The sequence below is a fragment of the Arthrobacter sp. DNA4 genome, from assembly GCF_024362385.1.
Taxonomy (GTDB): domain Bacteria; phylum Actinomycetota; class Actinomycetes; order Actinomycetales; family Micrococcaceae; genus Arthrobacter.
In genome coordinates, this window is record NZ_CP101466.1 from 1344571 (window position 1) to 1370342 (window position 25772).

Genomic DNA, 25772 nt, shown 5'->3' on the forward strand with positions numbered 1-25772 from the left:
GTTCCATTCGGGCCGGTTCGCGGGCCCCTGCCGGCGGCAAGGCACATTTCGGGGTTGCGTCACGGGCCACCCCCAGCGCGGCGCCGCGACTATGATCGGTAACAGAGGAATCACCGTTCTGCTGCACCGGCGGGCGGGTTCAATGATCGCCACTCGAAGAAGAGGTTCACGTGTCACCAGCGTCCATGACCCAGAAGTACTCCACGATTTCGCCGTCCCTTGCGGTGGGCCACGACGAGCCGGACCGCAACCTTGCCCTTGAACTTGTCCGCGTCACCGAAGCCGCGGCCATCGCCGGCGGCCACTGGGTTGGCTTCGGTGACAAGAACACCGCCGACGGCGCCGCCGTCGACGCCATGCGTTCTTTCCTGCAGACCGTCCACTTCAACGGCGTTGTGGTCATCGGCGAGGGCGAGAAGGACGAAGCGCCCATGCTGTTCAACGGTGAGCGCGTTGGCGACGGCACCGGCCCCGAGGTGGACGTCGCCGTCGACCCGATCGACGGAACCCGCCTGACCGCCCTTGGCATCAACAACGCACTGGCCGTCCTGGCTGTTGCCGAGCGTGGCTCCATGTTCGATCCCTCTGCCGTGTTCTACATGGAAAAGCTCGTCACCGGCCCCGAAGCCGCAGACATGGTGGACCTGCGCCTGCCGGTCAAGCAGAACCTGCACCTGATCGCCAAGGCCAAGGGCGTGAAGGTCAACCAGCTCAACGTCATGATCCTCGACCGCGACCGCCACCGCCCGCTGGTGGAGGAGATCCGCGAAGCTGGTGCCCGCACCAAATTCATCATGGACGGCGACGTCGCCGGGGCCATTGCCGCGGCCCGCTCCGGCACCGGCGTGGACGCGCTCATGGGCATCGGCGGCACCCCCGAGGGCATCGTGGCGGCCTGTGCCATCAAGTCCCTTGGCGGCGTCATCCAGGGCCGCCTGTGGCCCACCAGCGACGAAGAGAAGCAGAAGGCCATCGACGCCGGGCACGATCTCGAACGGGTGCTCTCCACCAACGACCTCGTCTCCAGCGATAACTGCTACTTCGCCGCCACCGGCATCACGGACGGCGACCTGCTCAAGGGCGTGCGCTACTCCAAGGACAAGGTCCTCACCCAGTCCATCGTGATGCGTTCCAAGTCCGGAACCATCCGTTTCGTGGAGGGCGAGCACCAGGCCAGCAAGTGGGAAGGCTACGCCCGCAAGAACTGACCGCCAGGTCCTGCTGACTGCGAAGCCCCCGGTGCGCCACACGCGCGCCGGGGGTTTTGGCGTTAAGGCCTTGGTATAGGGTTTAAGCCATGATTCCTGCTGTTGTTCCCTGTACTGACCGCGCCCTCTGGGACGAGCACGTTGACCGGTTCCAGGGGCATCCGCAACAGCTGTGGGGCTGGGGCGAGACCAAGGCGGCGCACGGCTGGTCCGTGGACCGGGTCCTGGTCAAGGCCGGGGACGAAACCATCGGCTGCGCCCAGCTCCTGGTCCGCCGGCTTCCCGTCCCCTTCCGTGCCCTGGTCTACATTCCCCGGGGACCCATGTGCTCAGTGGAGAACGCGCAGTTGGTCCTGAACCGGCTGGCCGAGCACGCCGCCCTCCGCCACCGGGGCGTGGCCCTCAGCATCGAACCGGACTGGGACCGGGATTCCGCATTTGCCGGTGCCGTGGCCGCCGCGGGCTTCCGGGAATCCACCAACACTGTCCTCATCCCGCGCACGCTCATCCTGGACCTCAGCCGCTCCGACGATGAGCTGATGGCCGAGATGTCCAAGTCCACGCGGGCAAACATCCGCAAGGCCATGCGCAGCGACGTTGAATTCCGGAAGGTCAAAAACGATTCCGAGCTGGACGAGGTGCTGGCCATCTACCACCAGACCGCGGAGCGGGCAGGATTCGGCATCCACGAGGACCAGTACTACCGGGACATCTTCCGGAACCTCGGCGACTCCTCGCCGATCATCGCCGCGTTCGATGGCGAGCAGATGCTTGCCTTCACCTGGCTTTCGCGCAGCGGCGCCACCGCCTTCGAGCTCTACGGCGGTGTCTCCGCCGAGGGCCAGAAGCAGCGGGTGAACTACGGCGTGAAGTGGGCGGCGCTGCAGGCCATGCGGGAAGACGGCTGCAGCCGCTACGACTTCAACGGCCTCCTGAACGACGGCATTTCCGATTTCAAGAAGCAGTTCGCCAGGCACGAGAACATGCTCATGGGAACGTGGGAACGGCCGTTGTCGCCGTTCTACCCCGCCTACTCGAAGGCCATGCCGCTCGCCCGCAAGGGCCTCCAGCAGGCGCGCCGGCTGCTGAAAGGCGCAGCCGGGCAGGTCCGCCCATTGGTCCGGAAGCTGCGTCCGGGCAGCTAGCCGCGGCAACCAACCCGGTGAACGCCAAAGGGCGGCGACGGCACCAGCCCGGTGCCGTCGCCGCCCTTGCTGTTGCGGCTGCCGGAAGTGCTAGAGGCCGGTGGTCACGGCGAAGGCCAGTGCCGGCCCGGTGCTGCCGGCCACCCGGTGGACGTTGACCGGGGCCTCGGCCGCGGCGATGAACGCGCTGCCGCCCTGTGCGAGTTCCAGGTCGCCCTTGGGGGAGTCGAGGTAGACGGCGCCGGTCACCACGATGACCACTGCCGCGCCTGCCTGCGCCAGCGGGACCGGAGCAGCGTCCGGCCCCAGTTCGATGCGCTGCAGCTGGAACTCCCCGAAGGGGGGACGGAACAGTTCCTGGTCCATCACCGTCTTTTCGGCGCCGAGCATCGGAACAGCCACAGGGTGGAAATCGATGGTGTTCAGGAGTTCCGGGACGTCCACGAATTTGGGCGTCAGGCCGCCGCGCAGGACGTTGTCCGAGGACGCCATGACCTCCACGCCCAGCCCGTGGAGGTAGGCGTGCACGTTGCCTGCGGGAAGGTAGACCGCCTCACCGGGCTTCAGGGAGATCCGGTTCAGCAGCAGTGAGATCAGCACGCCGGGATCGCCGGGATACTTTTCGTTGAGGCTGATGACAGTGCCCAGCTCGGCCTGGTAGGGCTCAAGGGGTGCCCCGGACAGGAGAGCTGCCACCACCAGGGCGGTGTCCTCTGCCACGCCCTGGCCGCCGGCGATCAGCCGTTCAAAGGCCTGGCGCAGTCCTGCGCTTTCATCCGGGGCGGCAAGATCGTCGATCAGGGCCTGGACCAGCTCCGGGGGCTGGCTGCCCGCGGGGAAGGCATCCGCAACGTGCTGCAGGATCTTCCGGGTCTCGGCCACCGGCCGGAATCCGCACAATGCCTCGAACGGCGTGAGCGCGAAGATCATCTCGGGCTTGTGGTTGTCATCCTTGTAGTTCCGGTTCGGGGCATGGGCATCCAGTCCGGCTGCGTTTTCCCGTGCGAATCCTTCCCGGGCCTGGTCCAGGCTCGGGTGGACCTGGAGGGAGAGCGGCTGCGCGGCCGCAAGGATCTTGGCCAGGAACGGCAGCCGGGGGCCGAAGGCCGCCACGGATTCCGCGCCCAGGAAATGTTCCGGGTCGGAGGAGATCAGGGAGTCCAGCGGGCTCCGCGTCCCGTCCTCCGGCAGGTGCGCCACCGACGGCGAGTCAGGGTGCGCTCCGATCCACAGTTCGGCCTCCGGGCGCCCCGACTCGGGACGCCCCAGCAGCGAGGCGATCGCCGTCGTCGAACCCCAGGCGTAGTCCCGCAGGACGTTGTCAATCTCGTACAAAACCGTTCCGTTCCTTGATGGTTGGGAGCTGATGGGTGGGCCCTAGAGCGGGGCGCACTGACCGTTGGTGGCCACGAGTTGGCGGATCGCCTCTTCGTTGCCCTCCAGCTTGAGCTGGGTCAGCATCTCTTCGGTGATCGGCTCGCCGTCGGGTGTGGTGGTCACCGGCGTGAAGTCCGACGGCGAGGGCTGCCGGACAGCGCTGCCCGCGGCGGGCAGGGTGGCGGGGACAGCCCCGGCCGCCTGGACGTGTCCGGCGCCTGCCTGCGGAACTGCCGTGCCGTCGTCGGGAATTCCTGCCGACTGTGCACCCTTGGCGGATGCCGATGCCAGCAGCTGGTCCACCCGTTCGTGGATCTGGTCGAAATCGGGGTTCGTGGAGAACGATGCATCGAAGTCCGGCGGCCCGATGGTCAGCCGTTTGACGTCCTTGCCCCGCGCCTTGATGGCGAGGTCCAGGAAGCTGCCCAACTGGGCGGAAGAGATGTTTGACTCCACCACCTTTGTTCCCGCGCCGGCGATGTCCTCGAACTTGGACAGCAGGGTGGCGGGGTCAAGCTGTTTCAGCATTGCCTGCTGCACGCACTGCTGGCGCTGGATGCGGGAGTAGTCATCCACGTACTCGCGCGACCGCCCGTACCAGAGGGCCTGCGCGCCGTTGAGCGTCTGGTCCCCGGCCGGAATCCACCCGAGGGGCATCCCGTGGGTCTTGGTGGCCTCGTCGAAATAGCCGCTCATGGGAACCCAGCCGCCGGCCTTGATCCGGATGCCGCCCATGGCGTCGATCAGGGTGGAGAACCCCTCCATGTCAACGAGTACGTAAGCCTGGATCTTCATGCCCAGCGTTCCGGAAACGGCTTCCATGGTTGCCTGCGCCCCGGGGTCCGCCACGCCGGGATAGAGGTCCGCGTGCTCGTTGGTAACCTCGGTGTTGATGGCGTTGATCAGGCACTCGTCGCCGCAGTCGTAGCCGTCGGGGTAGAGGGCCCGCATGGGGGAGCCTTCGCTGAACTGCGCGTTCTGGAAGTTCCTGGGCACGGAAATTATGGCGGTCTGGCCCGTTTGGGCGTCCACGCTCAGGATGGACAGGCTGTCAGGCCGGCGGCCCGTGCGGTCATCGCCGGCGTCGCCGCCCATCATGAGGAAGTTGTACCGACCGTCCACCGGCTCGATGGCGGGACCGGACGAGAAGATGTTGCCGATGGCGTTGCGGCCTACGTTCAGCAGGTAGGCGGCATACCCCATGGAGCCGCTGCCCAGAACCAGCGCCACCACCAGGGCAATGCCGACGGCGGGGCGGGCCCGCGGTGCCAGCAGGACAGGGCGGATGAGGCGCAGGGTATTCAGGAACAGCAAAGCCCAGCCGAGGGCCAGTGCCGACATCACCACCACCAGCAGCAGCGAGGTGACCGGGTTGGTGGCGATGCTGATGACCAGGCTCCGGTTGACCAGCAAGAGCACCACTGCCAGCAGCAGGAGTGCCCACACGCAGAGCGTTACCCGCAGGGCTGTCCGTCCCAGCTTCCTGTCGCCTGCCACGAGCTGGGCGCTGCCCGGTACCAGGAGGGTCAGCAGGACCAGGACGAAGGCACGCTTGGTCCGGACCGCGGGAGAAGCGCTGACCGGATAGCGGACCGGGTCCGTCAGTGATGGACCGGAGCCGGTATTGAGAACGCTGCTGCTGCTGGCCATGCCCGGCGCCCTAACGGCTGCCCCGAAGAGCGCTGGAGCCGCCGGGGAAGACTTCGCTGACTTTTTGCCGCAGGTTCGCGCCCTTGCGGGCGGCGACGGCGTTCAGGTCCGCAGCGAAGTCGAGGAGATCGGAGCGCAGGGACGCGGCAAGTTCATCGGTGCCGGACGCCAGCATCCGCACGGCCAGGAGCCCTGCGTTGCGGGCACCGGCGATGGAAACCGTGGCCACGGGCACGCCTGCCGGCATCTGGACGATGGAGAGCAGGGAGTCCATCCCGTCAAGGGTTTTCAGGGGAACAGGAACCCCGATCACCGGCAGGGGCGTGACGCTGGCAAGCATGCCTGGCAGGTGGGCCGCGCCGCGGCAATGATGACGCGCAGCCCGCGCTCGTGCGCGGTTTGGCCGTACCGGATCATCTCGGTGGGCATCCGGTGGGCGGAGACGACGTCGGCTTCAAAGGGGATGCCGAATTCGGCCAGGGCGTCCGCCGCAGCCTCCATGACCGGCCAGTCAGAATCGGAGCCCATGACCAGGCCCACCAGGGGGCCCGCGGCGGAACCGGCGGCGGGGGTGGCTTCGGCGCTCATGCGTTCTCCTCGAAAATTGCGGAAGGTTCTTCGGTGGTAACCCGCCCGTCACGGATGATGCCCGCCACGGCCGTGGCCCGGCGGCGGACGGAGTCCACCTCCGTCGTCGAACTGCCCATCAGGTTGACGTGGCCGATCTTGCGCCCGGGCCGCACCGACTTGCCGTAGCAGTGCACCTTGGCAGCAGGTTCGGTGGCCAGCGCCATGGGGTAGGCGGAGTACAGATCCTGGTTGTCTCCGCCCAGGAAGTTCTTCATAACGGTCACGGGTGCCAGCGCGTCGGTGGCACCCAACGGCAGGTTCAGGACTGCGCGGAGGTGCTGTTCGAACTGGCTGGTGATGGAACCGTCCTGGGTCCAGTGGCCGGTGTTGTGCGGCCGCATGGCCAGTTCATTGATCAGGAAGCCAGCCCCTGTGCCCGGGGTTTCGAACAGTTCCACGGCAAGGACGCCGGTGACGTCAAGCTCGGCGGCGATGCGCAATGCTGCGTCCTCAGCTGCGGCAGCAACCTCCAGCGGGATGTCCAGCGCGGGTGCGATCACCTCGTCGCAGACGCCGTCCACCTGGATGGTGTGGACCACGGGCCAGGCGCGGGCCTCGCCGTCGGGGGTGCGGGCCACGAGCGCGGAGAGTTCGCGGGTGAACTCGACCTTCGCCTCGGCCAGCAGGGGACTCATGGCGGCAAACCAGTCAGCGGCTTCCGCGGCCTCTTCGGCTGAGGCGACGATCCGCACACCCTTGCCGTCGTAGCCGCCCCGGGGGGTTTTCAGTACTACGGGCCAGCCTGTTTCGTCCCCGAAGCGGACCAGCGCGTCAACGTCCGCCACGGACGCCCACGCGGGATTGGGCAGTTCCAGCCGGTCGATGGCGGCACGCATGACCAGCTTGTCCTGGGCATGGACCAGGGCATCCGGTCCGGGCTGGACGTTAACTCCGGCATCCTGCAGGGCGCGGAGGTGGTCCGTCGGTACGTGCTCGTGGTCGAACGTCATCACATCCAGGCCTTCTGCGAAGTCCAGGAGTGTCTGCAGGTCCTTGTAATCGCCCACCGGTGTGGCAGGGACGGCCGACACTGCCGAAACGTCCTCACCTTCAGCGAGGACACGCAGTTCAAAGCCGAGTGCTGTAGCGGCAGGGGCCATCATTCGCGCGAGCTGGCCGCCGCCAACCACGCCTATCACTGGAAAAGTCACATCTGCCAGCCTACCGAAGACGGGCCCGATCCCGCTTTTACGGCCCGGCGGGGGAACGGTATTTTCCATGGGCGGGACATAGGTCACCTGCTTCTGCCGGGCGGCTCAAAGCTTTGGGGGCTAAAATGGACCTTTGGCCGAGTGGCCCACAGTTCGTCGCGGCCATGGAGGGTCATGTTTAGTGCACTTGCAGATCGTATCCGGGGGCTCGCCTCACTCTTCTGGCGTGAGGTGGCCAAGTTCGGTGCGGTGGGCGGTGTGGCGTTCGTCATTGACAACGGCCTGACCTATTACCTGATGCACGGCCCCATGTCGGACAGCGAGGCGAAGGCACGATTTGTGGGCGCGACCGTTGCCACGGTCTTCTCGTGGGTGGCAAACCGCTTCTGGACCTTCCGGCACCGCCGCCAGGCCAACGTGCTCCGCGAGTTCATCATGTTCGTCATCATCAACGGCATTGGCATCGGCATCTCCACCGGGTTTACGGCGCTGGCCAAGTACTGGATGGGAATCGACGACAAGAACCTGCTGTTCCTCGCGGGCGTGGCCGGCATCCTGGTCGCCACGGTTGTCCGCTTCTTCGCGTACCGGTTCCTGGTCTTCAACCAGGAACTGGACCAGGAGCCGGAATTCTCCCACGACCACGAAATCATCGAAGCCCACCCGCACCGCGAGCCCGCACGCGCGGCGGAGCGTCCGGCGCCTACTTCCGCCGACGGCGGCCCGCAGGCCTAGCGCTCACCAGCTGCTAGCTGCCGTGGATGCGTTCGTCCGCGCGCAGCTTGTCGGTGAGGGCCACATCGGGATGGGTCAGCACCACCGAACCGTCGCGCTGCCAGGCTCCCAGCGCACTGGACAACGCTGATTCGAGTCCCCGGTCTGCGGGGATATGAACCCTGGCGCCGTCCTCATGCTGCAGGGCAAAACCGGTCAACAAGTCCCGGTGGGGGACGGTATGCCCGTCGGCGGTCCGGAGGGCGCAGCCTGCCGGATCCGGATCGGTGTGCGGCATGAACACGTCCCCGTGGGAACGCACTTCGGCCGCGTAGTCGATCCAACCCGCGGGAAGACCGCCGGCCCACCGCATGGCGAGGGCGGGGAGCGCCACGGCGATGACAGCGCCATGCTGCCCAGTGGCCGCAGTGGGATCGTCCGTGGCGAGGAAGTCGGCCGGGCCGCCGTCGAATACTGTTTCCAGGCCAAGCTGCCAGCCGGCCAGCGCCCACACCATGGCTTTCCAGTGCGCCGGAAGGGCAAGCCGCAGCCGCATGCCCGGCTCCGCGTCCAGTTCGTCCTGGAGCAGGTTGCTGGTCTTTGCCACCCAGTTGTCCAGGACCCGTCCGGACAATTCCACCCGCTCCGAGTCTGGGCCGTACCACGTGAGGCGTGGGGCCGTGGAGTTGCCCGAGCGAAGGGTGCCCATCAGGTCGATTGCGGGGGTTGTCGTCATGGTTTCATCCTGCCACTCCGGTTTTGCCCCGGTCATCCGGCGGCAGCGGCGTTTCCCTCGCACGCAACAGGAAGTGGTGTTAATCACTATCGTTGCTAAGTGTGCTTGCTATTTCGGCGAAGACCGGGTATTTTCCCCGCCAGCCCTGCGTTTTGGAGGGGTTTCAGGCCCCTAACGCCACGCTGCCGTCCCCGCCACGCCGGGGCCGGGGAAAATCCCGGGCGTGGCGTACGCAAACTTCTGAACCGGGACTGTCTATTATCCCGGCAGCGGCTTGACTAGCCCTAGTTACACACGTGTAATTAGGTAACTAAAGCAATTGCGTAAATACCGGCACACAGCCGAGTGTCCACGTATCCAGGCAGTGGCTGAAACATCAGGAGGGTCGCCGTGGGGCAAGCAGAGCGTATCCAGGAAGATGCCGTCGTGGCCGGTCAGGCAACGGCAAAGTACCGTGCGCGGGGGGTGCCCAGCGATTGGTACGTGGATCCCGCCGATCCTGATGCTGCGGAGCGGTACAACAGGAATTCCACCAGCGTCCTCGAAGACCAGGCTACGGCGTTCCTTGCAGCGCATGAAGCCCTCCTGGACGGCGGCGCGGAGCCGGAAGACGACCTCGATCCGCCCATGGAAATTGCTGCCGCCGGGACGGCCCAGCCGGTCTGGATCGGGCTGCCGCTCCAGCAGGACTTCGACGACGAAGGTGAACTGGGCTGGCAGACGGACGCTCTGTGCGCACAGACGGATCCGGAGGCCTTCTTCCCCGAAAAGGGCGGCTCCACCCGCGATGCCAAGAAGGTTTGCGGCGCCTGCAACGTGAGGTCCCAGTGCCTTGAGTACGCGTTGGCCAATGACGAACGGTTCGGTATCTGGGGAGGCCTTTCCGAGCGTGAGCGCCGGCGGCTAAGGAAGCGAGCAATCTAATTCTTCAGGACGTCCATGTCACTGCCGTTGTGGTTGCCCACAACGGCAGTGCCTATCTGCCCAGAACCCTTTCAGCCCTGGCGGCCCAAACCCGCCCGGCTGACCGTGCCGTTGGCGTCGACACCGGCTCCGGCGACGATTCCTGCAGCCTCCTCAGGGAGGCCCTGGGCGACGCCGCCGTTCTCAGCCAACCCCGGGGCAAAGGCGGCATGGGTGCCGCCGTCTCCGCCGCGCTTTCAGCGCTGGTGCCCTTCGACGGAAACGCCGACGGTGGCCGGACAGAGTGGATCTGGCTGCTGCACGACGACGCCGCGCCCGCGCCGGAAGCCCTCGCGGAACTTTTGGGCGCTGTGGAGCGCGCACCCTCGGTGACTGTTGCCGGCTGCAAGCAACTGGACTGGCATTCGCCGCGGAAACTGATGGACGTGGGCCTTTCCACCAGCAGGTGGGCCGAGCGGCTTACGCTCATCGACGCCGATGAGATGGACCAGGGCCAATACGACGGACGCACCGATACCTTCGCCGTGAATTCCGCCGGCATGCTGGTGCGCCGCGACGTCTGGGAACACCTGGGCGGTTTCGATCCCGCCCTCCCCGGCAGCGGCGACGACGTCGACTTCTGCTGGCGGAACCGCCTGGCGGGACACCGCGTGGTGGTGGTGCCCGCGGCCAGGATGTTTCATGTGGCGCACCGGCCGCACGCCCTGGGCAACCCATCCGCAGCCCGCAAGGCGCAGGTCCACCTGCGCCTGAAGCACAGCCCGCTGTGGATGGTTCCCATCCATGGCCTCGGCGCATTGCTTGGCAGCCTCTTCAAGCTGGTCCTGAGCATCGTGGTCAAAGACCCCGGCCACGGCATCTCCCAACTTCTTGCCACGTCCGCCGCCCTGGGGCGGCCCAGGGCCGTGGCCAAGGCCCGCCGGGCAGCCAAACGTACGCGCCGCATCCGCCGCTCCGTCATCCGCAAGCTCCAGACCCCGCGCCGTGAGGTGTGGAGCCACCGCCGGTCCTTGATGGAGGCGCTGGGATCCGACGGGTCAGGCGCCGACCACCTCGTGCAGGATCCGCTCGCGCACCAGCCCACCGGCGACGCCGCGGACGACTTTGCCGCCCTCGCCACCAGCAAGCGCGGCTGGGTGGGCAACGGTGCCCTGGCAGCCGTCATCATCGCGTCTGTGGCCTCGCTGCTGGCGCTGGCAGGACTGTTCCGGGCCCAGGCTGTAACCGGCGGCGCCCTGATCCCCGTGTCCGCGGGGCTGGGGGACATCTGGCACAACGCCTCCAGCTGGTGGATCAGCCTGGGTGCGGGCCTTCCCGGCCGAGGCGATCCCTTCGACTATGTCCTGTGGGTCATCGGCCTCTCCGGCGGAGGCGATGCCAACGCCGCCATGGCCTGGCTGCTTCTGCTCGGTGCCCCGCTGTCCGGACTCACCGCGTGGTTCGCCGCCGGCGGGGTGACCGAACGCCGCCGGCTCCGTTTCGCGGCCGCAATCTTCTGGGCTGCCGCACCGGCGCTCCAGGCCGCGCTGAACCAGGGGCGGGCAGGGGCGTTGATCGCGCACATCATGCTGCCGCTGGTCGTCCTGGGCCTGCTGCGCGCAACGGGCTCGGCCGTTGGACACGGACGGTTCAGCACCACCGCGGCGTCCATCTACCCGGCTGGTGAGCAACTCCCGGCCAAGGCGGGCATCAACGGAGTCCCGTCGTGGACAGCGGCCGCAGCTGCCGGCCTGGCGCTGGCGGTCACCACCGCGTCGGCGCCCTCCCTGCTCATCCCCGCCACCGTGGTCGTCGTGCTGTGCGGCCTCCTGCTGGGATGGCGCGGACGGACAGTGTGGTGGGCGCTGCTGCCCAGCGCAGCCCTGTTTGTCCCCTTTGCACTGTCCACACTCGACAGGCCGCGTGCACTCCTGGCCGACCCGGGACTCCCACTGGGATTCGACGCCGCTCCGCTGTGGCAGCAAATCCTGGGCCAGCCCTTGTCATTCGACCCCGCCGGCGGCCTCCAGGGATTGGCGGCCTTCACGGGCGGGACAGCGCCCTGGGCCCTGCTGCTGGCCGTGCTCATCGCAGGACCGGTGTTGATCCTTGCCATTGTGGGACTCTTCAGCGCCGGACGCCGCGCCCGGACTGCCAGATGGTTCTGGACCGGTTCCATCATTGCTCTGGCCGGTGGTTGGCTGGCAGGCCACGTTGCCACCGGCCTGAGCGCGGATGTCATGGTGACGCCATTCCCCGGACCCGCAGTGTCCGCCGCGTCCTTTGCCCTCCTTGCAGCCGCCCTCCTCGGTGCCGAACAACTGCTGTCCGCAGCCGACCGGGCTTCCGGTGACGGCGCGAAGACCGGGACGGCGGCCCGCACCGTCCTGGCGCTCGGCCTGGTGGTACTGCTGGCCGGGCCACTGGCAGGCATGGCCGCCTGGTCCGCGCAGAACCTGCTGCGTCCGGCCACCGCTGCCGCACCCGCACCCCAGGCTGTCCCACCCGCTTCATCCGCTGCGGCGTCCGGGAACGGGGGAGCGCTGGGTGCTGCGCGGCTGGTGCAGGCCGCGACCGGACGCTCCCTTCCCGCCACCGCCATAGACCGCGGAACCGGTCCGGAACAGACGCGCACCCTCCTGCTCAGCACCGGAGACGACGGCACCTTCAGCGCGTCGTTGATGCGCGGGTCCGGCACAACGCTGGACAGCCTCTCCGCCATCGCCTCCGCCCGAAACATCATCGGTGCCCCCGGTGCTGAAGAAGTGCGCGACGACGACGACGTCACCGCAGCCGTCCGATGCGTTGTAGCCACCATGGTTGCGGGGCAGGGCGTGGATCCCCGTTCCGACCTCGAACAGCTCGGCGTTGGCTTCGTGGTGCTCCGCTCCGCGGATACCGCCGCCCAGCTGACCGCAAGCCGGATGGACGCAGTCCCCGGCCTGGTGGCCGTGGGGCAGACCGACGTCGGCTGGCTGTGGCGGATCAGCCCGCTGAACCAGCGGAGCCTCCAGGCCGCCGACGTGGCGCACCGTGTCCGTATTGTTGACGCCGGCGGTTCGGCCACAGCGTTGGTCGCTTCCGGCACCGACGACGTCGACGCAGCTGTCCCTGGGGGACCGGAAGGCCGCCTGGCAGTACTTGCCGAGCGGGCGGATCCCGGGTGGAGTGCCTGGCTCGACGGGCGGAAGCTGACCTCCACCACCTCCGGCTGGGCACAGGCCTTCACCCTCCCCGCAACCGGCCAGCTGACGGTCCGCTACGAGAACCCGTGGTCGTTCTGGGCTGCTGCCGGTCAAATCGTGGTGATTGGGCTCACCGTCATCCTCGCAATCCCCATGCCCGCCCGGCGGCCGCGGACCGGCCTCTCACGGGACGAGGGCTCCCTGCGTAAGGAACACCAACATGCATGAGCACACCCCACCGGCTGCCAAGGCGGGGGCCGGCGCCGGAGCGCCGGACGCTGCCGAGGCGCCGCTGCCCGCCCAACAGCCGGCACCGGCGGGGAAACCCGCTTCCGCCGGAGAGCTTGCCGTGGCGGAAACCGGAGCCGGCCGCGGCCGGAATTCGTCCGGCCGCGGCTCCACTCGGATGCCTGGCGGGAAGAGCCGTGCCGCTTCCGTCGCCGGAGTGGCGGCAGGCGTCCTGATTCTTGCCGGCGGCGGAGCTGTGGTGGCCGCCGGATCGTTGATGCCCGAGCCTGCCTCCAGCCGGACGGTCCCGGCTGCCGAAGCCGCTGTTCCCGCGGGGGCGAGCCTCGGCGTGTGCCCGGGTCCTGCGCGGCTGCTGGAGGGCACCGAGGCCGGCACCGATGCCCAGTTCCGGCCGGAATCGGCCACTGCGGCAACCCGGGTCAGTGCGGCAGTGCTCAGCGCCGGAGGTGTGCTGCCGGGGAGCCGGATGGCGCACCTGGATGGGACGGCCGCCGTCGACATCGCCAAGGACCCGGGCCCGGCGCCCACGCCCGGGGCCCCCCAGGAACTCCGTGCCGGAGTGGTGGCGGACCGCACCGTGGACCAGGTGAACGTCCTGAGCGCCAACGCCGTGGCAAACCAAAATGCGTCCGCCGCGGGCGCCATGAAATACACGGCCACCGACGGCGACCTGCAGGGCAGTGCTGCGGCCACCTGCGTGCAACCCTCGAACGACCAATGGCTGGCGGGTGCCAGCACCACGGTTGGCCGCACCTCCATCCTCGCGCTGACCAACGCCTCCAGCACACCAGCCACGGTGAGCCTTGAACTGTTCGGCTCGGGCGGCCAAATCCAGGCGCCCGGCAGCCGGGGGCTGCTGGTGGCCCCCGGCACCACACGCAGCGTAGTCCTCGCCGGCCTCGCACCCAACGAGTCCCAGCTCAGCGTGCACGTCCGCAGCGCCGGTGGACCGGTTGCAGCCTCGATCCAGCAAAGCTTCCTGCGCGGCCTTACCCCGGGCGGGGTGGACTACATCAGCCCCGGGACTGCCCCTGCGGTCCGTCAGGTGATGACAGGAGTGGACATCCAGGACCCAGCCGGACTCGCTGCCCTGACGGCACAGCCCGGGTACCGTGACGCCGGGCCGGCCCTCGAACTGACCGTTCCCGGCGCCTCCGATGCTGTGGTGGAAATCAAGCTGTACGGACGGGACGGCCAGCACGCGCTTCCCTCCGGCGGCGTCATCACCGCAAAAGCCGGTTCAACCACCGAGGTGTCGCTGGCCGGGGTACCCGCCGGGCAGTACACGGTAGCCGCCTCATCCGACGTCTCCTTCCTCGCCGCGGCACGGATGAGCCGCGGGTTCCAGGCGGGACAAGCCTCGGATGTGGCGTGGGCGGCATCGGCCGTGCGGCTCGGCAGCCAGCACGTGGTTCCAGTCCCCAAGGGCGGCCAGCGCCAACTGGTGTTCGGGGTCCTGGATACCAGGGCCACCATTACCTATGCCCCCATCACGGCTGACGGAAAGGTGCGTGCCGCGGCCTCCGCAGACATAGCGGGCGGCACCACGGCCTCCATCAGCATTCCTGCCCAGGCCGAGGGCGCGGACGTGGTGGGCTATGTGGTCTCCGCCTCCGGTGACGCCGCCTATGGAGCGGTGCTCGTGGGGCAGGACGGCCGCAACGATGTTTCCTCCCTGGCCTTCCTGGCTGCTGCTGCGGGCCAGGAAACGGTGCCGGTCACGCTGGGCTACTAAGGCGGCCCCCGCTACTAAGGGGGTGACGGAGGTCCGGGCTCTGCGTGGCGGCGCCGGTTCAGTAGCGGCGGCGATACACGGGATCCAGGGTCTCCGGTGCCACGCCAAGCATCTCCGCCGTGTGTTCGACCACCACGTCGTGGACCAGGTCCTGGAGCTCTTCGACGCTGGAGCACGCCTGTTCCACCACGCGCCGGTACACCGTAATCATGGGTCCGTCTTCACCCGCGGCGGGTGTGTAGGAGCCCATGGGTGGCGTGGACGCATTCGCGGCCAGCTGCTCGAGGTCCGGCGGGATCTCATCCACGCCAAACCGTACGCCGTCCAGGGTCTTGCCCCAGATGTCGTGCAGCCGCTGGGCTGAGTCCAGCACCATGTCGTCGAAGCGGTCGGCGCGCGTGCGGTATCCGGGATGGGTGGGCAGCATCACCTCGCCGCGGAGGCCGCGGCCGTGCCGGTTCCGGCGCCGCCTGGAGAAGCTCCTGCCGGCGGTTTCCACACCCGATGCCGCGGGGGCATCCGGGTCAGCCAACCGGACCGAAAAACCTGATTCATGGTTCGATGACTGCATACATCGACTGTAAACCCGGGGGAGCATTTACGCGATACATCCCCTCTGCTCCGGGGGCGCGTCGGGCCTTGCCTGCAATGCACGGGTTTTGGGTGCCGAAGGGGTAGTCTGTGATGTCGTGGGAGCTATCCGTCAATGTTCAAGGTCTGCCTGCCGCCAGTCGGCGGTAGCCACCCTGACGTACGTGTACGCGGACTCCACCGCCGTCCTGGGTCCGCTCGCCACCTACGCCGAACCGCACTGCTACGATCTCTGCGAGCAGCACGCTGATTCTTTGACGGTGCCCCGCGGCTGGGAAGTACTGCGCCTGGCAATGCCGTCCACCCCGCAGCAGCCGGGACCCGATGACCTGCTGGCGCTTGCCAACGCTGTTCGCGACGCCGCCGCCCTCCCTCCGGAGCCGCAGGCGCCTGCCCAGCGGGCACACCATTCCGCCCTGGAAGCTCCGGCCGTCACCGAAGGCGCACGTCGGGGGCACCTGCGGGTCCTCCGGGAACCTTCCTGAGCCCCATCTGGCGGTAGGCTGGAAGCTGCACATCTTTTCCGCTACCGGCGCGAGCGCGCCCGCCAGGGAGCATGAACAAATGCCAAAGATCAGTCCCGAGCTGTTGTCCGTCCTGCGTTGCCCCGTGACCGGCTCGCCCCTGGTCCAGGAGGGGGAGGAGCTGGTGGCCACCGCCGCCGGGGATACGGGCGTCAGGAACCGGTACGCCATCGAGGACGGGATCCCTTTGCTGCTGCCTCCGGAGCTGCTGGCTGCAGCAGCCTCGGCAGGTTCCGACCAGCACGATCCCGCTGCGGCAGGGCACTAGTTCGCCTGCCTCCGCACGCACAGAAACAGCAGCACGGGGACTGGACCAGGACCCGGACCAAGCAAAGGACCACCCATGACTTTTGACTACAAAGTTGCCGACATCTCGCTGGCGGAAGCCGGCCGGCACCAGATCCGCCTGGCCGAGCACGAAATGCCCGGCCTGATGTCCCTCCGCGAGGAGTTCGGCCCCACCCAGCCCCTCAAGGGTGCCCGCATTGCCGGTTCCCTGCACATGACGGTGCAGACCGCCGTGCTGATCGAGACCCTTACGGCACTGGGCGCCGAGGTCCGCTGGGCCTCCTGCAACATCTTCTCCACCCAGGACGAAGCCGCCGCAGCCGTGGTGGTGGGCAAGGGCACCGTCGAGGATCCGCAGGGCGTGCCGGTGTTCGCCTGGAAGGGCGAGACCCTTGAGGAATACTGGTGGACCGCCGAACAGATCCTCACCTGGCCCGGCGCCGAAACCAACCCCGAGCTCGGTCCCAACATGATCCTGGACGACGGTGGCGACGCCACCATGCTGGTGCACAAGGGTGTGGAGTTCGAGGCCGTTGGCAACGTTCCGTCCGCGGATCCCGAGGATTCGGAGGAATACGGCATCTTCCTCGACGTGCTGCGCCGTTCCCTGGCCGCAGACGCGCAGAAGTGGACCCGGACCGCTGCCACGATCAGGGGCGTCAGCGAGGAAACCACCACCGGCGTCCACCGCCTGTACCAGCTGGCTGACCAGGGCAAGCTGCTCTTCCCTGCCATCAACGTCAACGATTCCGTGACCAAGAGCAAGTTCGACAACAAGTACGGCATCCGCCACTCCCTGCCCGACGGCATCAACCGGGCCACGGATGTGCTCATGGGCGGCAAGGTCGCCGTCGTGTGTGGCTATGGCGACGTGGGCAAGGGTGCCGCCGAGGCCCTCCGCGGCCAGGGTTCGCGCGTGATCGTCACGGAGATTGACCCTATCTGCGCGCTGCAGGCAGCCATGGACGGCTACCAGGTGGCCAAGCTGGAATCCGTCCTGGCGCAGGGCGACATCTTCATCACCACCACGGGCAACAAGGACGTCATCCTGGCCGAGCACATGGCCGGTATGAAGAACAAAGCGATCGTGGGCAACATCGGCCACTTCGACAACGAAATCGACATCGCCGGGCTGGCCCGCATCCCGGGCGTCAAAAAGGTCGAAATCAAGCCGCAGGTCCACGAATGGGTCTTCGATGAAGGCACCGCCACCGAACGGTCCATCATCGTCCTGTCCGAAGGCCGCCTGCTGAACCTCGGCAACGCCACGGGCCACCCGTCATTCGTCATGAGCAACTCCTTCGCCAACCAGACCATCGCCCAGATCGAGCTGTGGACCAAACGGGACCAGCACGAGTATGAGAACAAGGTCTACGTCCTGCCCAAGGTCCTGGATGAAAAGGTGGCGCGGCTGCACCTGGACGCCCTGGGCGTTGAGCTCACCGAACTGAGCAAGGACCAGGCGGAGTACCTGGACATCGATGTGGTAAGCCCCTACAAGCCTGACCACTATCGTTACTGAGACGTAAGGGCCCGGGCGCGTTCAAGCGCCCGGGCCGTTATTTTCTGCACGTAGGATCGAAAACATGGAGCCTGATGTAAAGCCCCGTCGCAAGGGGACCACCAAGAAAGTCCTTGCCGTGGCGGCCGTCTGTGTCCTGGCTGCCGTGGGCGGGGTTTTCGCCGCTGTCGCTCCAGGCCTTGCGGGCGGACCCCTTGAATCCGAGGCAGGCTCCGCACTGCGGACATCGCCGGGCATCGCATCGCCCGTTGTGCCGCCGGTCAAGCTTGACGCCGCCCCGGCCAACGGTGCCAAGCAGGTCAATCCCGCCGCCCCGGTGTCCCTGAAGGTAGGCAACGGGATCATCCAGCGTGTCACCCTCGCCAGCACTGCCGGGAAGACCATTGACGGCAGCATTGACCCCAGTGGGACGTCGTGGTCCGCCACCGCTCCCTTGGAGTTCAATACCGAGTACAGCTACACGTACGTGGTCAAGGACACTGCAGGACGCGAAACCAGCACCACCCAGTCCTTCAACACCGTCTCCAGCTCGCATGAGGCGGACGCCGCCATCTATCCGCTGAACGGCATGAAGGTTGGCGTCGGCCAGCCCCTGCAGATCATCTTCAGCGAGCCCGTGACCAACCGTGCCGCCGTGGAAAAGGCCATCAAGGTCACCACCACGGCAGGACAGGCCGGAGCCTTCCACTGGTACAGCGACACCATGGTCCGGTACCGGCCCGAGAACTTCTGGGCGGCGAACTCCACCATCACCATGGACATGCAGCTTTTCGGCGTCGACCTTGGGAACGGCCAGATCGCGAACTTCAACAAGAAGGTGAACGTCAACATTGGGGACAAGAAGGTGGCCGTCGCGGACGCCACAGCCCACACGTTCACGCTGAGCGTCAACGACCAGCCCGTCAAGACGCTGCCCGTCAGCATGGGGGACAAGCGCTTCCCTTCCGCCAAGGGATACGCGGTGCTGATGGAAAAGAACCGGTTCGACCACTTCAGGGCTGCCAGCATCGGCCTGAAACCGGGTGACCCCGCCTTTTACGGTGAGGCCGACGTCGAATACACCATCCGCCTTACCCTGAGCGGCGCCTACATCCACCAGGCACTCGAGTCCGCCTATCCGTACATCGGGAACACCAATGTGTCCCACGGCTGCATCGGGTTCCTCCCGGACGGGGCAGCCTGGGTGTTCGACAACATGGGAACCGGTGACGTCGTCCAGATCATCAATACCGAGGGTGATTATGCTGCGAACACCGACGGGTTTGGCGACTGGAACATTCCGTGGAGCGAGTACGACAACTGAGTCAATCGGCGAAGGGCAGGCGCTGCAGCCGCTGGCCTGTCTCCGTGTTCCGCCGGCGTGACTGCGTCAACCTGGTGTACTCCCTGTTCCGGCGTTCAGCGACGACGGCGGCCAGGTAGTCATCGGGACCGGTCCCGGTTGGCGGGGCGGGTGCCACATGGGCCGACAGTTCCTCGGCGATCGCCTGGGCCATCCCTGCCCTGGAAAGCGGAGCCATCCGCCCGGCCTGGCGGATGAACTGGGCGGCCCTGCGCGCCGTGGCGTCGGGGATACGTCCAATGTCCGCCGTGGCAGCCCAGGACTGCAGGTACGGCGGCACGAAAACCCGGACGGCCGCTTCCGCTGGAACCCGGCTGCGCACAGCGTACGTGCCGGCGAGCAGGTCGCCGAGCCGCCGGGATTTGTCGTTGAAGAGTGCCACGGCGAGGGCAAGCCCGCCAAACGTCAGGTAAATCTCAAGGAATCCGGTCAGCCCGCGGATCACGGCGTGCCGGAAGCGGATGGCGCCCCCGTCCTCACGCACCACCCGCAGGCCGGTGGCCAGTTTGCCGAGCGACCGGCCCCGGGTCAGTGTTTCCACCCCCACCGGCACCATCACCAGGCAAAAAACGACGGCGGCCAGGCCAAGGGCGCGCGCTGCTGCATCGTCCAGGTCAGCGCCGGCGATGGACAGGCCAATCATGATTAACACGAGCAGGACCACATGGACGACGACGTCGATGACCAGGCCCAGGGCCCGGGCAGCGAAGCTCGCGGGCCGCAGCTCGAGTACTACTGCCTCGCCGGTGATTATCTGGCTCACACTGCGTCCCCGCCCTTCGCAGCTGCTGGTATGGACCGTCCGATGGTGCGGACGGTCAAAGTCTAATGCCGGGCGCTAGGCTGTAGCCGTGGACATGGATGCCTTCGCCGCCGTTAACGCCGACAAATGGGCGCGGCTGCAGGAGCTCGCGGGAAAAGGCAGGCTCACCGGCGTCGAGTCTGACGAGTTGCTGGCGCTGTACCAGTCGACGTCCGGCCACTTGTCGCTGGTCCGTTCCGTGGCCCCGGAAAGCGGGCTGTCGGCATCCCTCTCCGCCACGCTTGCCCAGGCCAGGACGCGTTTTACCGGTGCACGGTCCAACGCCATGGCGGACCTTGCGAGGTTCTTCGTGGTGGCACTGCCGGCTGCGCTGTACCGACTGACCTGGCTGACGTTGGCGTGTGGAGCAGCCTTCGTCCTCATCGCCGCGGCGTACGCGGCATGGATCGGGACGTCACCGGAGGCACTCAGGGCCGTAGCCTCTGAGACCGCCGCCGCCCAGTACGTGGAGCAGGACTTTATCAACTACTACTCGGAGAACCCTGCAGCGTCCTTCGCCGGAGCCGTATGGACCAATAACGCGTGGATCAGTGCCCAGGCCGTGGCCCTGGGGATCACCGGGGTCTGGGTGCCGATGATCCTGTTCGGCAATGCCCAGGGAGTGGGCATTGCCGCCGGAATCTTCGCGTCCGCCGGCAAATCGGACGTTTTCTTCAGCTACATCCTGCCGCACGGACTGATGGAGCTGACCGCCGTCTTTGTTGCCTCGGCCGCGGGACTGCGGATCTTCTGGGCCATGGTCTCGCCCGGGCCGCGGACCAGGGGACGGGCGGTCGCGGAAGAAGGCCGGTCGCTGGTTACGGTGGCCGTGGGGCTGGTCTTCGTACTGTTCGTCTCGGGGTTGGTGGAAGGCTTTGTCACGCCCAGTCCGCTGCCTGCCTGGGCCAGGATCGGCATCGGTGCGGCAGTCCTCGCCGCGTACTGGATCTACGTCCTGGTGTGGGGCAGGCGCGCATTCCTCGCCGGGGAACGCGGCGACCTCCGCCGGGAAGACGCGGGCTACACGGAAATCGCTGCCTGAATCGTTGTAATCCTGCCGGGGTGGTTCCTCGCCCAGCGGAAGTCCCGGACGGTAGGCTCGAAAGCAGAATCGATCGCACCGGCGGCATGGGGCCGGTGCGGAACCCAACGGAAGTGACGCTGCTGTGAATGACGAAACACCGGTCCGCGCCAAAAGCGCTGCGCCGCAGCCGGAACCTTTGCTGGATACGTCCGGGGACTCCGATGAGCCCGCGTTCTCCTGGCTGACGCCCACTGGTGGCGGCAAGACCGGCGGCGACAAGTCCGGCGGGGGAGAACCCCGCGGCGACAAGTCCGGCGGGGGAGAACCCGGCGGCGACAGGCCTGACCGGCAGGAGTCCGTGGCGGAGGGTAAGGCCGCCCAACCCGAAAGCCGTGCACACCGAAAGGCTGCGGAAGCCGCCGTCGAATCCTCCGCCACGGGAAATCCCGCTGCGGCCCGTCCGCTGCGGCCGGGCGCCGGCCTGCCGACCGCCGCCACGTCCACGGATGGGCATGCCGGCAGCAGTGCTTCGCCGGTTTTCAACGAGCCCCTTCCCACCTCCGCCCTGCACGTCCGTCCCCCTGAGGAGGAAGTGGAGCGCCGCAACGCCCAGCGCGAAAGCGCCGCGAATGCCAAGCCTGTGGCGCCCCGCGTCATGCAGGTCCTGCTGGCCATCATCTACCCGTTCATCCTCCTGATCCTTGCCGTCCGCGCAGTGACCACCCCGCTCTTCCTCTGGGTGGAGTACAACCGTCCCGGTTTCCCGGGCGACGGCTATGGCTTCAGCACCGACGACAGGATGACCTACGGCTCCTACGCGGTGGACTACCTCCTCAACTGGGCCGGCCCGAGGTATCTGGGCGATCTGGTGCAGCGCGGCGGCGAAAAACTCTTCAAGGACGGCGAAGTCAGCCACATGGCCGACGTCAAGACGGTCATCATGTCCACCTTCGGCGCCGGTGCGCTGCTGCTCCTCCTGGCGCTGATCGCAATCCTGTACCTGCGCAGGCGCAGCACCGGCGGAGTCCGGCGCGGCCTCTTCGCCGGCTCCATCATCACGCTGGTCCTCATCCTGGGCCTGGGCGCACTGGCGGCGCTGGGCTGGCAGCAGTTCTTCACCGAGTTCCACCGGATCTTCTTCGCTGACGGGTCCTGGACGTTCAGCCTGGACGACACCCTGATCAGGCTGTTCCCCAGCCAGTTCTGGATCGACGCCGGCATCGGCATCGGCGCCCTGGTGCTCCTGGCATCCATCGTGACGCTGGTGCTCACGTGGCCCACCCGACGCCGCCGAGGTGTTGCACCGCAGGAAAAGCGCGGGGACGCGGAACAGGAAAAGGTGGATCAGCCGTAGATTTTGGCGATCTCCGCCTGGAACTCCTTGACGACGGCGGCCCGCTTCAGCTTCAGTGACGGCGTCAGGTGCCCGGACTCTACGCTGAATTCGGCGTCCAGGAGCCTGAACGTCCGCACCGACTCGGCTTTGGACACCATCTGGTTGGCAAGGTCCACTGCCTCCTGAAGGGCGGCCAGGACCTGGGGGTCACCGGCAGCTTCACTGAGGGGGAGCGGAGGCAGGCCACGCTCGGACCGCCAGTCAGCAACGCCTTCCGGGTCCAGCGTCAGCAGGGCCGAGACGAAGGGCTTGCCGTCGCCCACCACCACCGCGTGGCCCACCAGCTGGTGGGCGCGGATCTTTTCCTCCAACGGCCCCGGCGCCACGTTCTTGCCGCCTGCAGTGACCAGCAGGTCCTTCTTCCGGCCGGTGACGGTGAGGAAGCCGTCCTTGTCCAGGACACCAAGGTCACCGGTGCGGAAGAAGCCGTCCACGAACGCCTCGGCGTTCGCCGCCGGGTTGCCGTGGTAGCCCCTGAAGACGCCGATTCCCTTGACCAGGATTTCGCCGTCTTCAGCCACGCGAATGGTGGTGCCTGGAATGGGGATCCCCACGGTTCCCACCTTGGTGCGGGACGGCGTGTTGGCGGTGCAGGGCGCCGTGGTCTCGGTCAGCCCGTAACCCTCCAGGACGGGAATGCCCACGCCACGGAAAAAGTGTGCATCCTCGGACGCCAGCGCACTGGCGCCGGAAACGGTGTATCCCACCTCTCCGCCCAGCGCCTGGCGCAGCCGCGGATAGACCAGCCGGTCGTACACTGCATGCCGGGCCCGGACCAGCAGCCCAGGACCCGGACCCTCGCCGCGGCTCTGCCGGTCAAGTTCCCGGGAGTGCGCGATCGCGGCTGCTGCCGCGGCATCGAACAGCCTCCCCTTGCCTGCCACGGCGGCCTTGTGCGCTGCCGTTGCCCGGACCTTTTCGAAGATACGGGGCACCACCAGCAGGAAAGTGGGCCGGAACGTGCCGAGGTCTTCCAGCAGCTGCGCCGCACCGGGGGTGTGTCCCAGGGTTGCCCCTGCGGCCAGGCAGACCACCTGGACGGCCCGGGCCAGCACGTGGGCCAGCGGCAGGAACATCAAGGTGCGGGCCTGGTCCTTTTGCAGGATTTCGGGCAGGAACGCAACGATGTTCCGGGCCACCAGGGCGAAGTTCCCGTGCGTGATCTCGCACCCCTTGGGCTTTCCCGTGGTGCCCGAGGTGTACACCAGCGAAGCGAGGTCGGCCAGCCCCGCGCGGCTTCGCTGCCGCTCCAGCTCGGCATCGCTGACTCCGGTGCCTGCAGCGGCGAGGCTGGCAAGGTCCGGGGCCTCGCCGTCGTAATCCATCCGCACCACGTTGACCAGGCGGTCGCTGAGCTCGGCGGAACCTGCCACCACGCCGCTGACGAGCTGGACCGTGGCGCGGTCGCCGGCGAAGACGCGGCGGACTCCTGCGTCCTGGATGATCCACTGCACCTGGCTTGCGGAGGACGTCTCGTAGATGGGTACCGTGACGCCGCCGGCGAACCAGATGGCAAAGTCCACCAGCGTCCACTCATAGGAGGTGCGGGACATGACGGCCACGGTGTCGCCGGGCTCCAGGCCACCGGCGATGAGGCCTTTGGCCAGGGCGCTGACGTCCTGCAGGAACTTCTGCGCGGTGACATCCACCCAGCCGTTGGGGCCCTTCCGCCGGTACAGGGCGTGGGCCGGGTTGGCGGCGTGCTGCTCCAGCAGCAGGTCCGTCACGTTGCTGCCGGCGTCAAGCTCAACCAGCAGTTCGGTACTCGCTTCTCTCACAGCAGGTCTCCGTTTCCGCTGCCACGCCGCGGCAGCGGCTCCATCAGGTCTCTGTTGCCATCCTGCCCTAGATCCAGGATGGCATCCACATCCGGACTTTCCAGTCGACGTACGGGATCACTTCGGCGGTCCAGATCGGGTAGAAGAATGCCGAGAGCAGCAATACCGCAGCAAGGAACAGGACCACCAGGTACAGGCCGGAGCGACGGCGCCACGGCGGATCCGAGGACCTTCCCAGCACCAGCCCCAGGCAGTACACCAGGGCCAGGACAAGGAACGGTTCAAAGGAGACCGCGTAGAAGTAGAACATGGTCCGCTCCGGATACATGAACCACGGCACGTAGCCCGCAGCGACGCCGGCCAGCACGGCCCCGGCGCGCCAGTCCCGGCGTCCCGCCCACCAGAACAGCAGGACCACCAGCGCGATGGCCGCCGGCCACCAGATCAGCGGGTTCCCGACCGACAGGATGGCGGAGGTGCACTTGTCCACGTCACAGCCCGGGGTGCCCTGGGGCGGGGATTCATAGAAGAACGACGTGGGCCGCCCCATGACCAGCCAGCTCCAGGCGCTCGCCTGGTAAGGGTGCTCCGAACTCAGGCCCTGATGGAAGTTGTACGCTTCCAGGTGGTAGTGGACAAGGGACCTCACGGAGTCCGGGAGCCATCCCCATTCTGCCGAAGGATTGCTTTCCGCCCAATGGCGGAAGTAGGCGTTGTCCGACAGGAACCAGCCTGTCCAGGTCGCCGAGTAGACGATCCCTGCCACCGGGACCATGCCGAGGAACGCCGGGATGCCGTCCCGGATGGCTCCGCCGCTGATCCAGCCCCGGATGCCCGCCACCCGCCGGGCGTTGAGGTCCCAGAGCACGGTGAGGAGGCCAAAGCCGGCCAGGAAGAACAGGCCCGACCACTTGGTTCCCACCGCCAGGCCCATGCAGACCCCGGCGGCAACCCGCCACCAGCGCACCCCCAGCCATGGGCCCGTCAGCAGGGCCCGGGCCGGGGGCTGTCCGCCGTTCGCGGCAGCGGCGCGTGCCAGCCGGGCGGCCAGGCGGCGCCGCCCATCGTCGCGGTCCATCAGCAGGGCACCGAAGGCGGCGAGGATCCAGAACGTGAGGAAGATGTCCAGCAGCGACGTCCGGGACATCACCAGGTGGTGGCCGTCGACGGCGAGGAGCAGCCCCGCGGCGCCCGCCAGGGGAAGCGAGCGGAACAGTTTCAGGGCGATCAGGGAGACCAGCAGCACGGTGAGGGTGCCTGTGAGTGCTGCCGCGAAGCGCCAGCCAAAGGGGTTCTCCGGCCCGAACAGCCACATGCCGGCCGCAATCATCCATTTGCCCACCGGCGGATGGACCACATATTCGGGAGTGTTCAGCAGGACATCGGGGTTCCCGGCGTTGAAGGAATCATTGGCTTTGTCCGGCCAGCTGCGTTCGTAGCCGCTGATGAGGTAGGAGTAGGCGTCCTTGACGTAGTACGTCTCGTCGAACACCAGCTTGTGCGGCACTTCGAGGCGGATGAACCGGAGGAGGCCGCCGGCCACGGCCGTGAGCACCGGGACCAGGATGTACCAGAGCCGGAGCGACGGCGGGTAGTCGCGCCAGGATGGTCCGGTACCGATCAGCCTGGTCTTCAGCGCCTCGGCCGTGAACGCTTCATTCGGCCGTCTGATCCAGGGGCGGCCTGCTTTCCCGCCGTTTTCCCCTGCAGTGGCGCCGGTGCCGGCAGGGGATGCCGCCGGGCTGGGTTTCCCGGCCCCGGCGGGCCGCGTCGAGGTCTGCGTCACGAGCCCCATGCTACCTTTTGCGGCTGGAAGACCCGG

The 25772-nt window shown here is 67.4% G+C and carries 20 protein-coding genes and 1 pseudogene; 12 read left to right on the forward strand and 9 right to left on the reverse strand.

What is annotated here, in order from left to right; translation table 11 throughout:
• The first annotated feature begins 185 nt into the window (after positions 1-185).
• Together glpX and NMQ03_RS06335 are read left to right on the forward strand one after the other, a co-directional pair.
• Complete coding sequence (glpX, locus tag NMQ03_RS06330; RefSeq protein WP_200830737.1) at positions 186-1208, forward strand: class II fructose-bisphosphatase; 1023 nt, start codon at positions 186-188, stop codon at positions 1206-1208.
• A gap of 89 nt (positions 1209-1297) precedes the next feature.
• On the forward strand, positions 1298-2353 hold the full coding sequence (locus tag NMQ03_RS06335) for a peptidoglycan bridge formation glycyltransferase FemA/FemB family protein (protein WP_255174875.1): 1056 nt from the start codon (positions 1298-1300) through the stop codon (positions 2351-2353).
• Between the two features lie 90 nt (positions 2354-2443).
• Here the strand turns inward: NMQ03_RS06335 and manA are convergent, their stop codons facing one another.
• The 4 genes and pseudogenes from manA to NMQ03_RS06355 all read right to left on the reverse strand — a co-directional run bounded on the left by manA (position 2444) and on the right by NMQ03_RS06355 (position 7113).
• On the reverse strand, positions 2444-3688 hold the full coding sequence (gene manA / locus NMQ03_RS06340; protein WP_255174876.1) for a mannose-6-phosphate isomerase, class I: 1245 nt from the start codon (positions 3686-3688) through the stop codon (positions 2444-2446).
• 42 nt (positions 3689-3730) lie between these two features.
• The gene (locus tag NMQ03_RS06345; RefSeq protein ID WP_255174877.1) at positions 3731-5380 is read right to left on the reverse strand and encodes an LCP family protein; all 1650 of its coding nucleotides are present in this window, start codon (positions 5378-5380) and stop codon (positions 3731-3733) included.
• A gap of 10 nt (positions 5381-5390) precedes the next feature.
• Positions 5391-5968 (reverse strand): annotated as a pseudogene (gene purE / locus NMQ03_RS06350) (5-(carboxyamino)imidazole ribonucleotide mutase).
• Complete coding sequence (locus NMQ03_RS06355) at positions 5965-7113, reverse strand: 5-(carboxyamino)imidazole ribonucleotide synthase (protein WP_255175549.1); 1149 nt, start codon at positions 7111-7113, stop codon at positions 5965-5967. Before NMQ03_RS06355 ends, purE begins: the two are co-directional and overlap by 4 nt.
• A gap of 222 nt (positions 7114-7335) precedes the next feature.
• Here NMQ03_RS06355 and NMQ03_RS06360 point away from each other — a divergent pair, with 222 nt between their 5' ends.
• Positions 7336-7896 carry a GtrA family protein gene (locus NMQ03_RS06360; protein ID WP_159632519.1) on the forward strand — a complete coding sequence of 187 codons (561 nt, stop codon included), beginning with the start codon at positions 7336-7338 and terminating at the stop codon, positions 7894-7896.
• Positions 7897-7909: 13 nt separating this feature from the next.
• Here the strand turns inward: NMQ03_RS06360 and NMQ03_RS06365 are convergent, their stop codons facing one another.
• Positions 7910-8611 carry a TIGR03089 family protein gene (locus NMQ03_RS06365; protein ID WP_255174878.1) on the reverse strand — a complete coding sequence of 234 codons (702 nt, stop codon included), beginning with the start codon at positions 8609-8611 and terminating at the stop codon, positions 7910-7912.
• Positions 8612-9001: 390 nt separating this feature from the next.
• On the opposite strand from NMQ03_RS06365, the gene NMQ03_RS06370 reads away from it, so the two are divergent.
• Genes NMQ03_RS06370 through NMQ03_RS06380 form a run of 3 tightly spaced genes read left to right on the forward strand, consistent with a single transcriptional unit; the run spans position 9002 to position 14683 of the window.
• A complete protein-coding gene (locus tag NMQ03_RS06370; RefSeq protein ID WP_159632517.1) occupies positions 9002-9535 on the forward strand; it encodes a WhiB family transcriptional regulator in 534 nt (177 codons plus the stop codon).
• A gap of 29 nt (positions 9536-9564) precedes the next feature.
• Complete coding sequence (locus NMQ03_RS06375; protein WP_255174879.1) at positions 9565-12927, forward strand: glycosyltransferase; 3363 nt, start codon at positions 9565-9567, stop codon at positions 12925-12927.
• Complete coding sequence (locus tag NMQ03_RS06380; RefSeq protein WP_255174880.1) at positions 12920-14683, forward strand: DUF5719 family protein; 1764 nt, start codon at positions 12920-12922, stop codon at positions 14681-14683. The genes NMQ03_RS06375 and NMQ03_RS06380 overlap by 8 nt, the downstream gene beginning before the upstream one ends.
• A gap of 58 nt (positions 14684-14741) precedes the next feature.
• On the opposite strand, the gene NMQ03_RS06385 is transcribed toward NMQ03_RS06380, so the two are convergent.
• Positions 14742-15254 (reverse strand): metallopeptidase family protein, encoded by a 513-nt coding sequence (locus tag NMQ03_RS06385; protein WP_159632514.1) that lies wholly within the window; start codon positions 15252-15254, stop codon positions 14742-14744.
• A gap of 118 nt (positions 15255-15372) precedes the next feature.
• On the opposite strand from NMQ03_RS06385, the gene NMQ03_RS06390 reads away from it, so the two are divergent.
• From NMQ03_RS06390 to NMQ03_RS06405, 4 genes are all read left to right on the forward strand, one after another.
• A complete protein-coding gene (locus NMQ03_RS06390; protein ID WP_255174881.1) occupies positions 15373-15759 on the forward strand; it encodes a DUF3499 domain-containing protein in 387 nt (128 codons plus the stop codon).
• 79 nt (positions 15760-15838) lie between these two features.
• On the forward strand, positions 15839-16066 hold the full coding sequence (locus tag NMQ03_RS06395; RefSeq protein ID WP_159632512.1) for a Trm112 family protein: 228 nt from the start codon (positions 15839-15841) through the stop codon (positions 16064-16066).
• A 75-nt stretch (positions 16067-16141) separates the two neighbouring features.
• Positions 16142-17608: an adenosylhomocysteinase gene (ahcY, locus tag NMQ03_RS06400; RefSeq protein ID WP_255174882.1), complete on the forward strand. Its 1467-nt coding sequence runs from the start codon at positions 16142-16144 to the stop codon at positions 17606-17608.
• Positions 17609-17672: 64 nt separating this feature from the next.
• Positions 17673-18911 (forward strand): Ig-like domain-containing protein, encoded by a 1239-nt coding sequence (locus NMQ03_RS06405; RefSeq protein WP_255174883.1) that lies wholly within the window; start codon positions 17673-17675, stop codon positions 18909-18911.
• Position 18912: 1 nt separating this feature from the next.
• Here the strand turns inward: NMQ03_RS06405 and NMQ03_RS06410 are convergent, their stop codons facing one another.
• Positions 18913-19713 carry an RDD family protein gene (locus tag NMQ03_RS06410; RefSeq protein ID WP_255174884.1) on the reverse strand — a complete coding sequence of 267 codons (801 nt, stop codon included), beginning with the start codon at positions 19711-19713 and terminating at the stop codon, positions 18913-18915.
• Between the two features lie 88 nt (positions 19714-19801).
• Here NMQ03_RS06410 and NMQ03_RS06415 point away from each other — a divergent pair, with 88 nt between their 5' ends.
• Both NMQ03_RS06415 and NMQ03_RS06420 read left to right on the forward strand, forming a co-directional pair.
• Positions 19802-20794, forward strand: coding sequence for a stage II sporulation protein M (locus NMQ03_RS06415; protein WP_255174885.1), 993 nt, complete (start codon positions 19802-19804; stop codon positions 20792-20794).
• Positions 20795-20918: 124 nt separating this feature from the next.
• Positions 20919-22130, forward strand: a complete 1212-nt coding sequence (locus tag NMQ03_RS06420) for a TIGR01906 family membrane protein (protein WP_255174886.1) — start codon at positions 20919-20921, stop codon at positions 22128-22130.
• Here NMQ03_RS06420 and NMQ03_RS06425 read toward each other — a convergent pair.
• Positions 22121-23950: a long-chain fatty acid--CoA ligase gene (locus tag NMQ03_RS06425; protein WP_255174887.1), complete on the reverse strand. Its 1830-nt coding sequence runs from the start codon at positions 23948-23950 to the stop codon at positions 22121-22123. The two genes, NMQ03_RS06420 and NMQ03_RS06425, sit on opposite strands and share 10 nt — an antisense overlap.
• A 67-nt stretch (positions 23951-24017) precedes the next feature.
• Positions 24018-25745, reverse strand: coding sequence for a dolichyl-phosphate-mannose--protein mannosyltransferase (locus tag NMQ03_RS06430; protein ID WP_255174888.1), 1728 nt, complete (start codon positions 25743-25745; stop codon positions 24018-24020).
• Positions 25746-25772 lie beyond the last annotated feature (27 nt).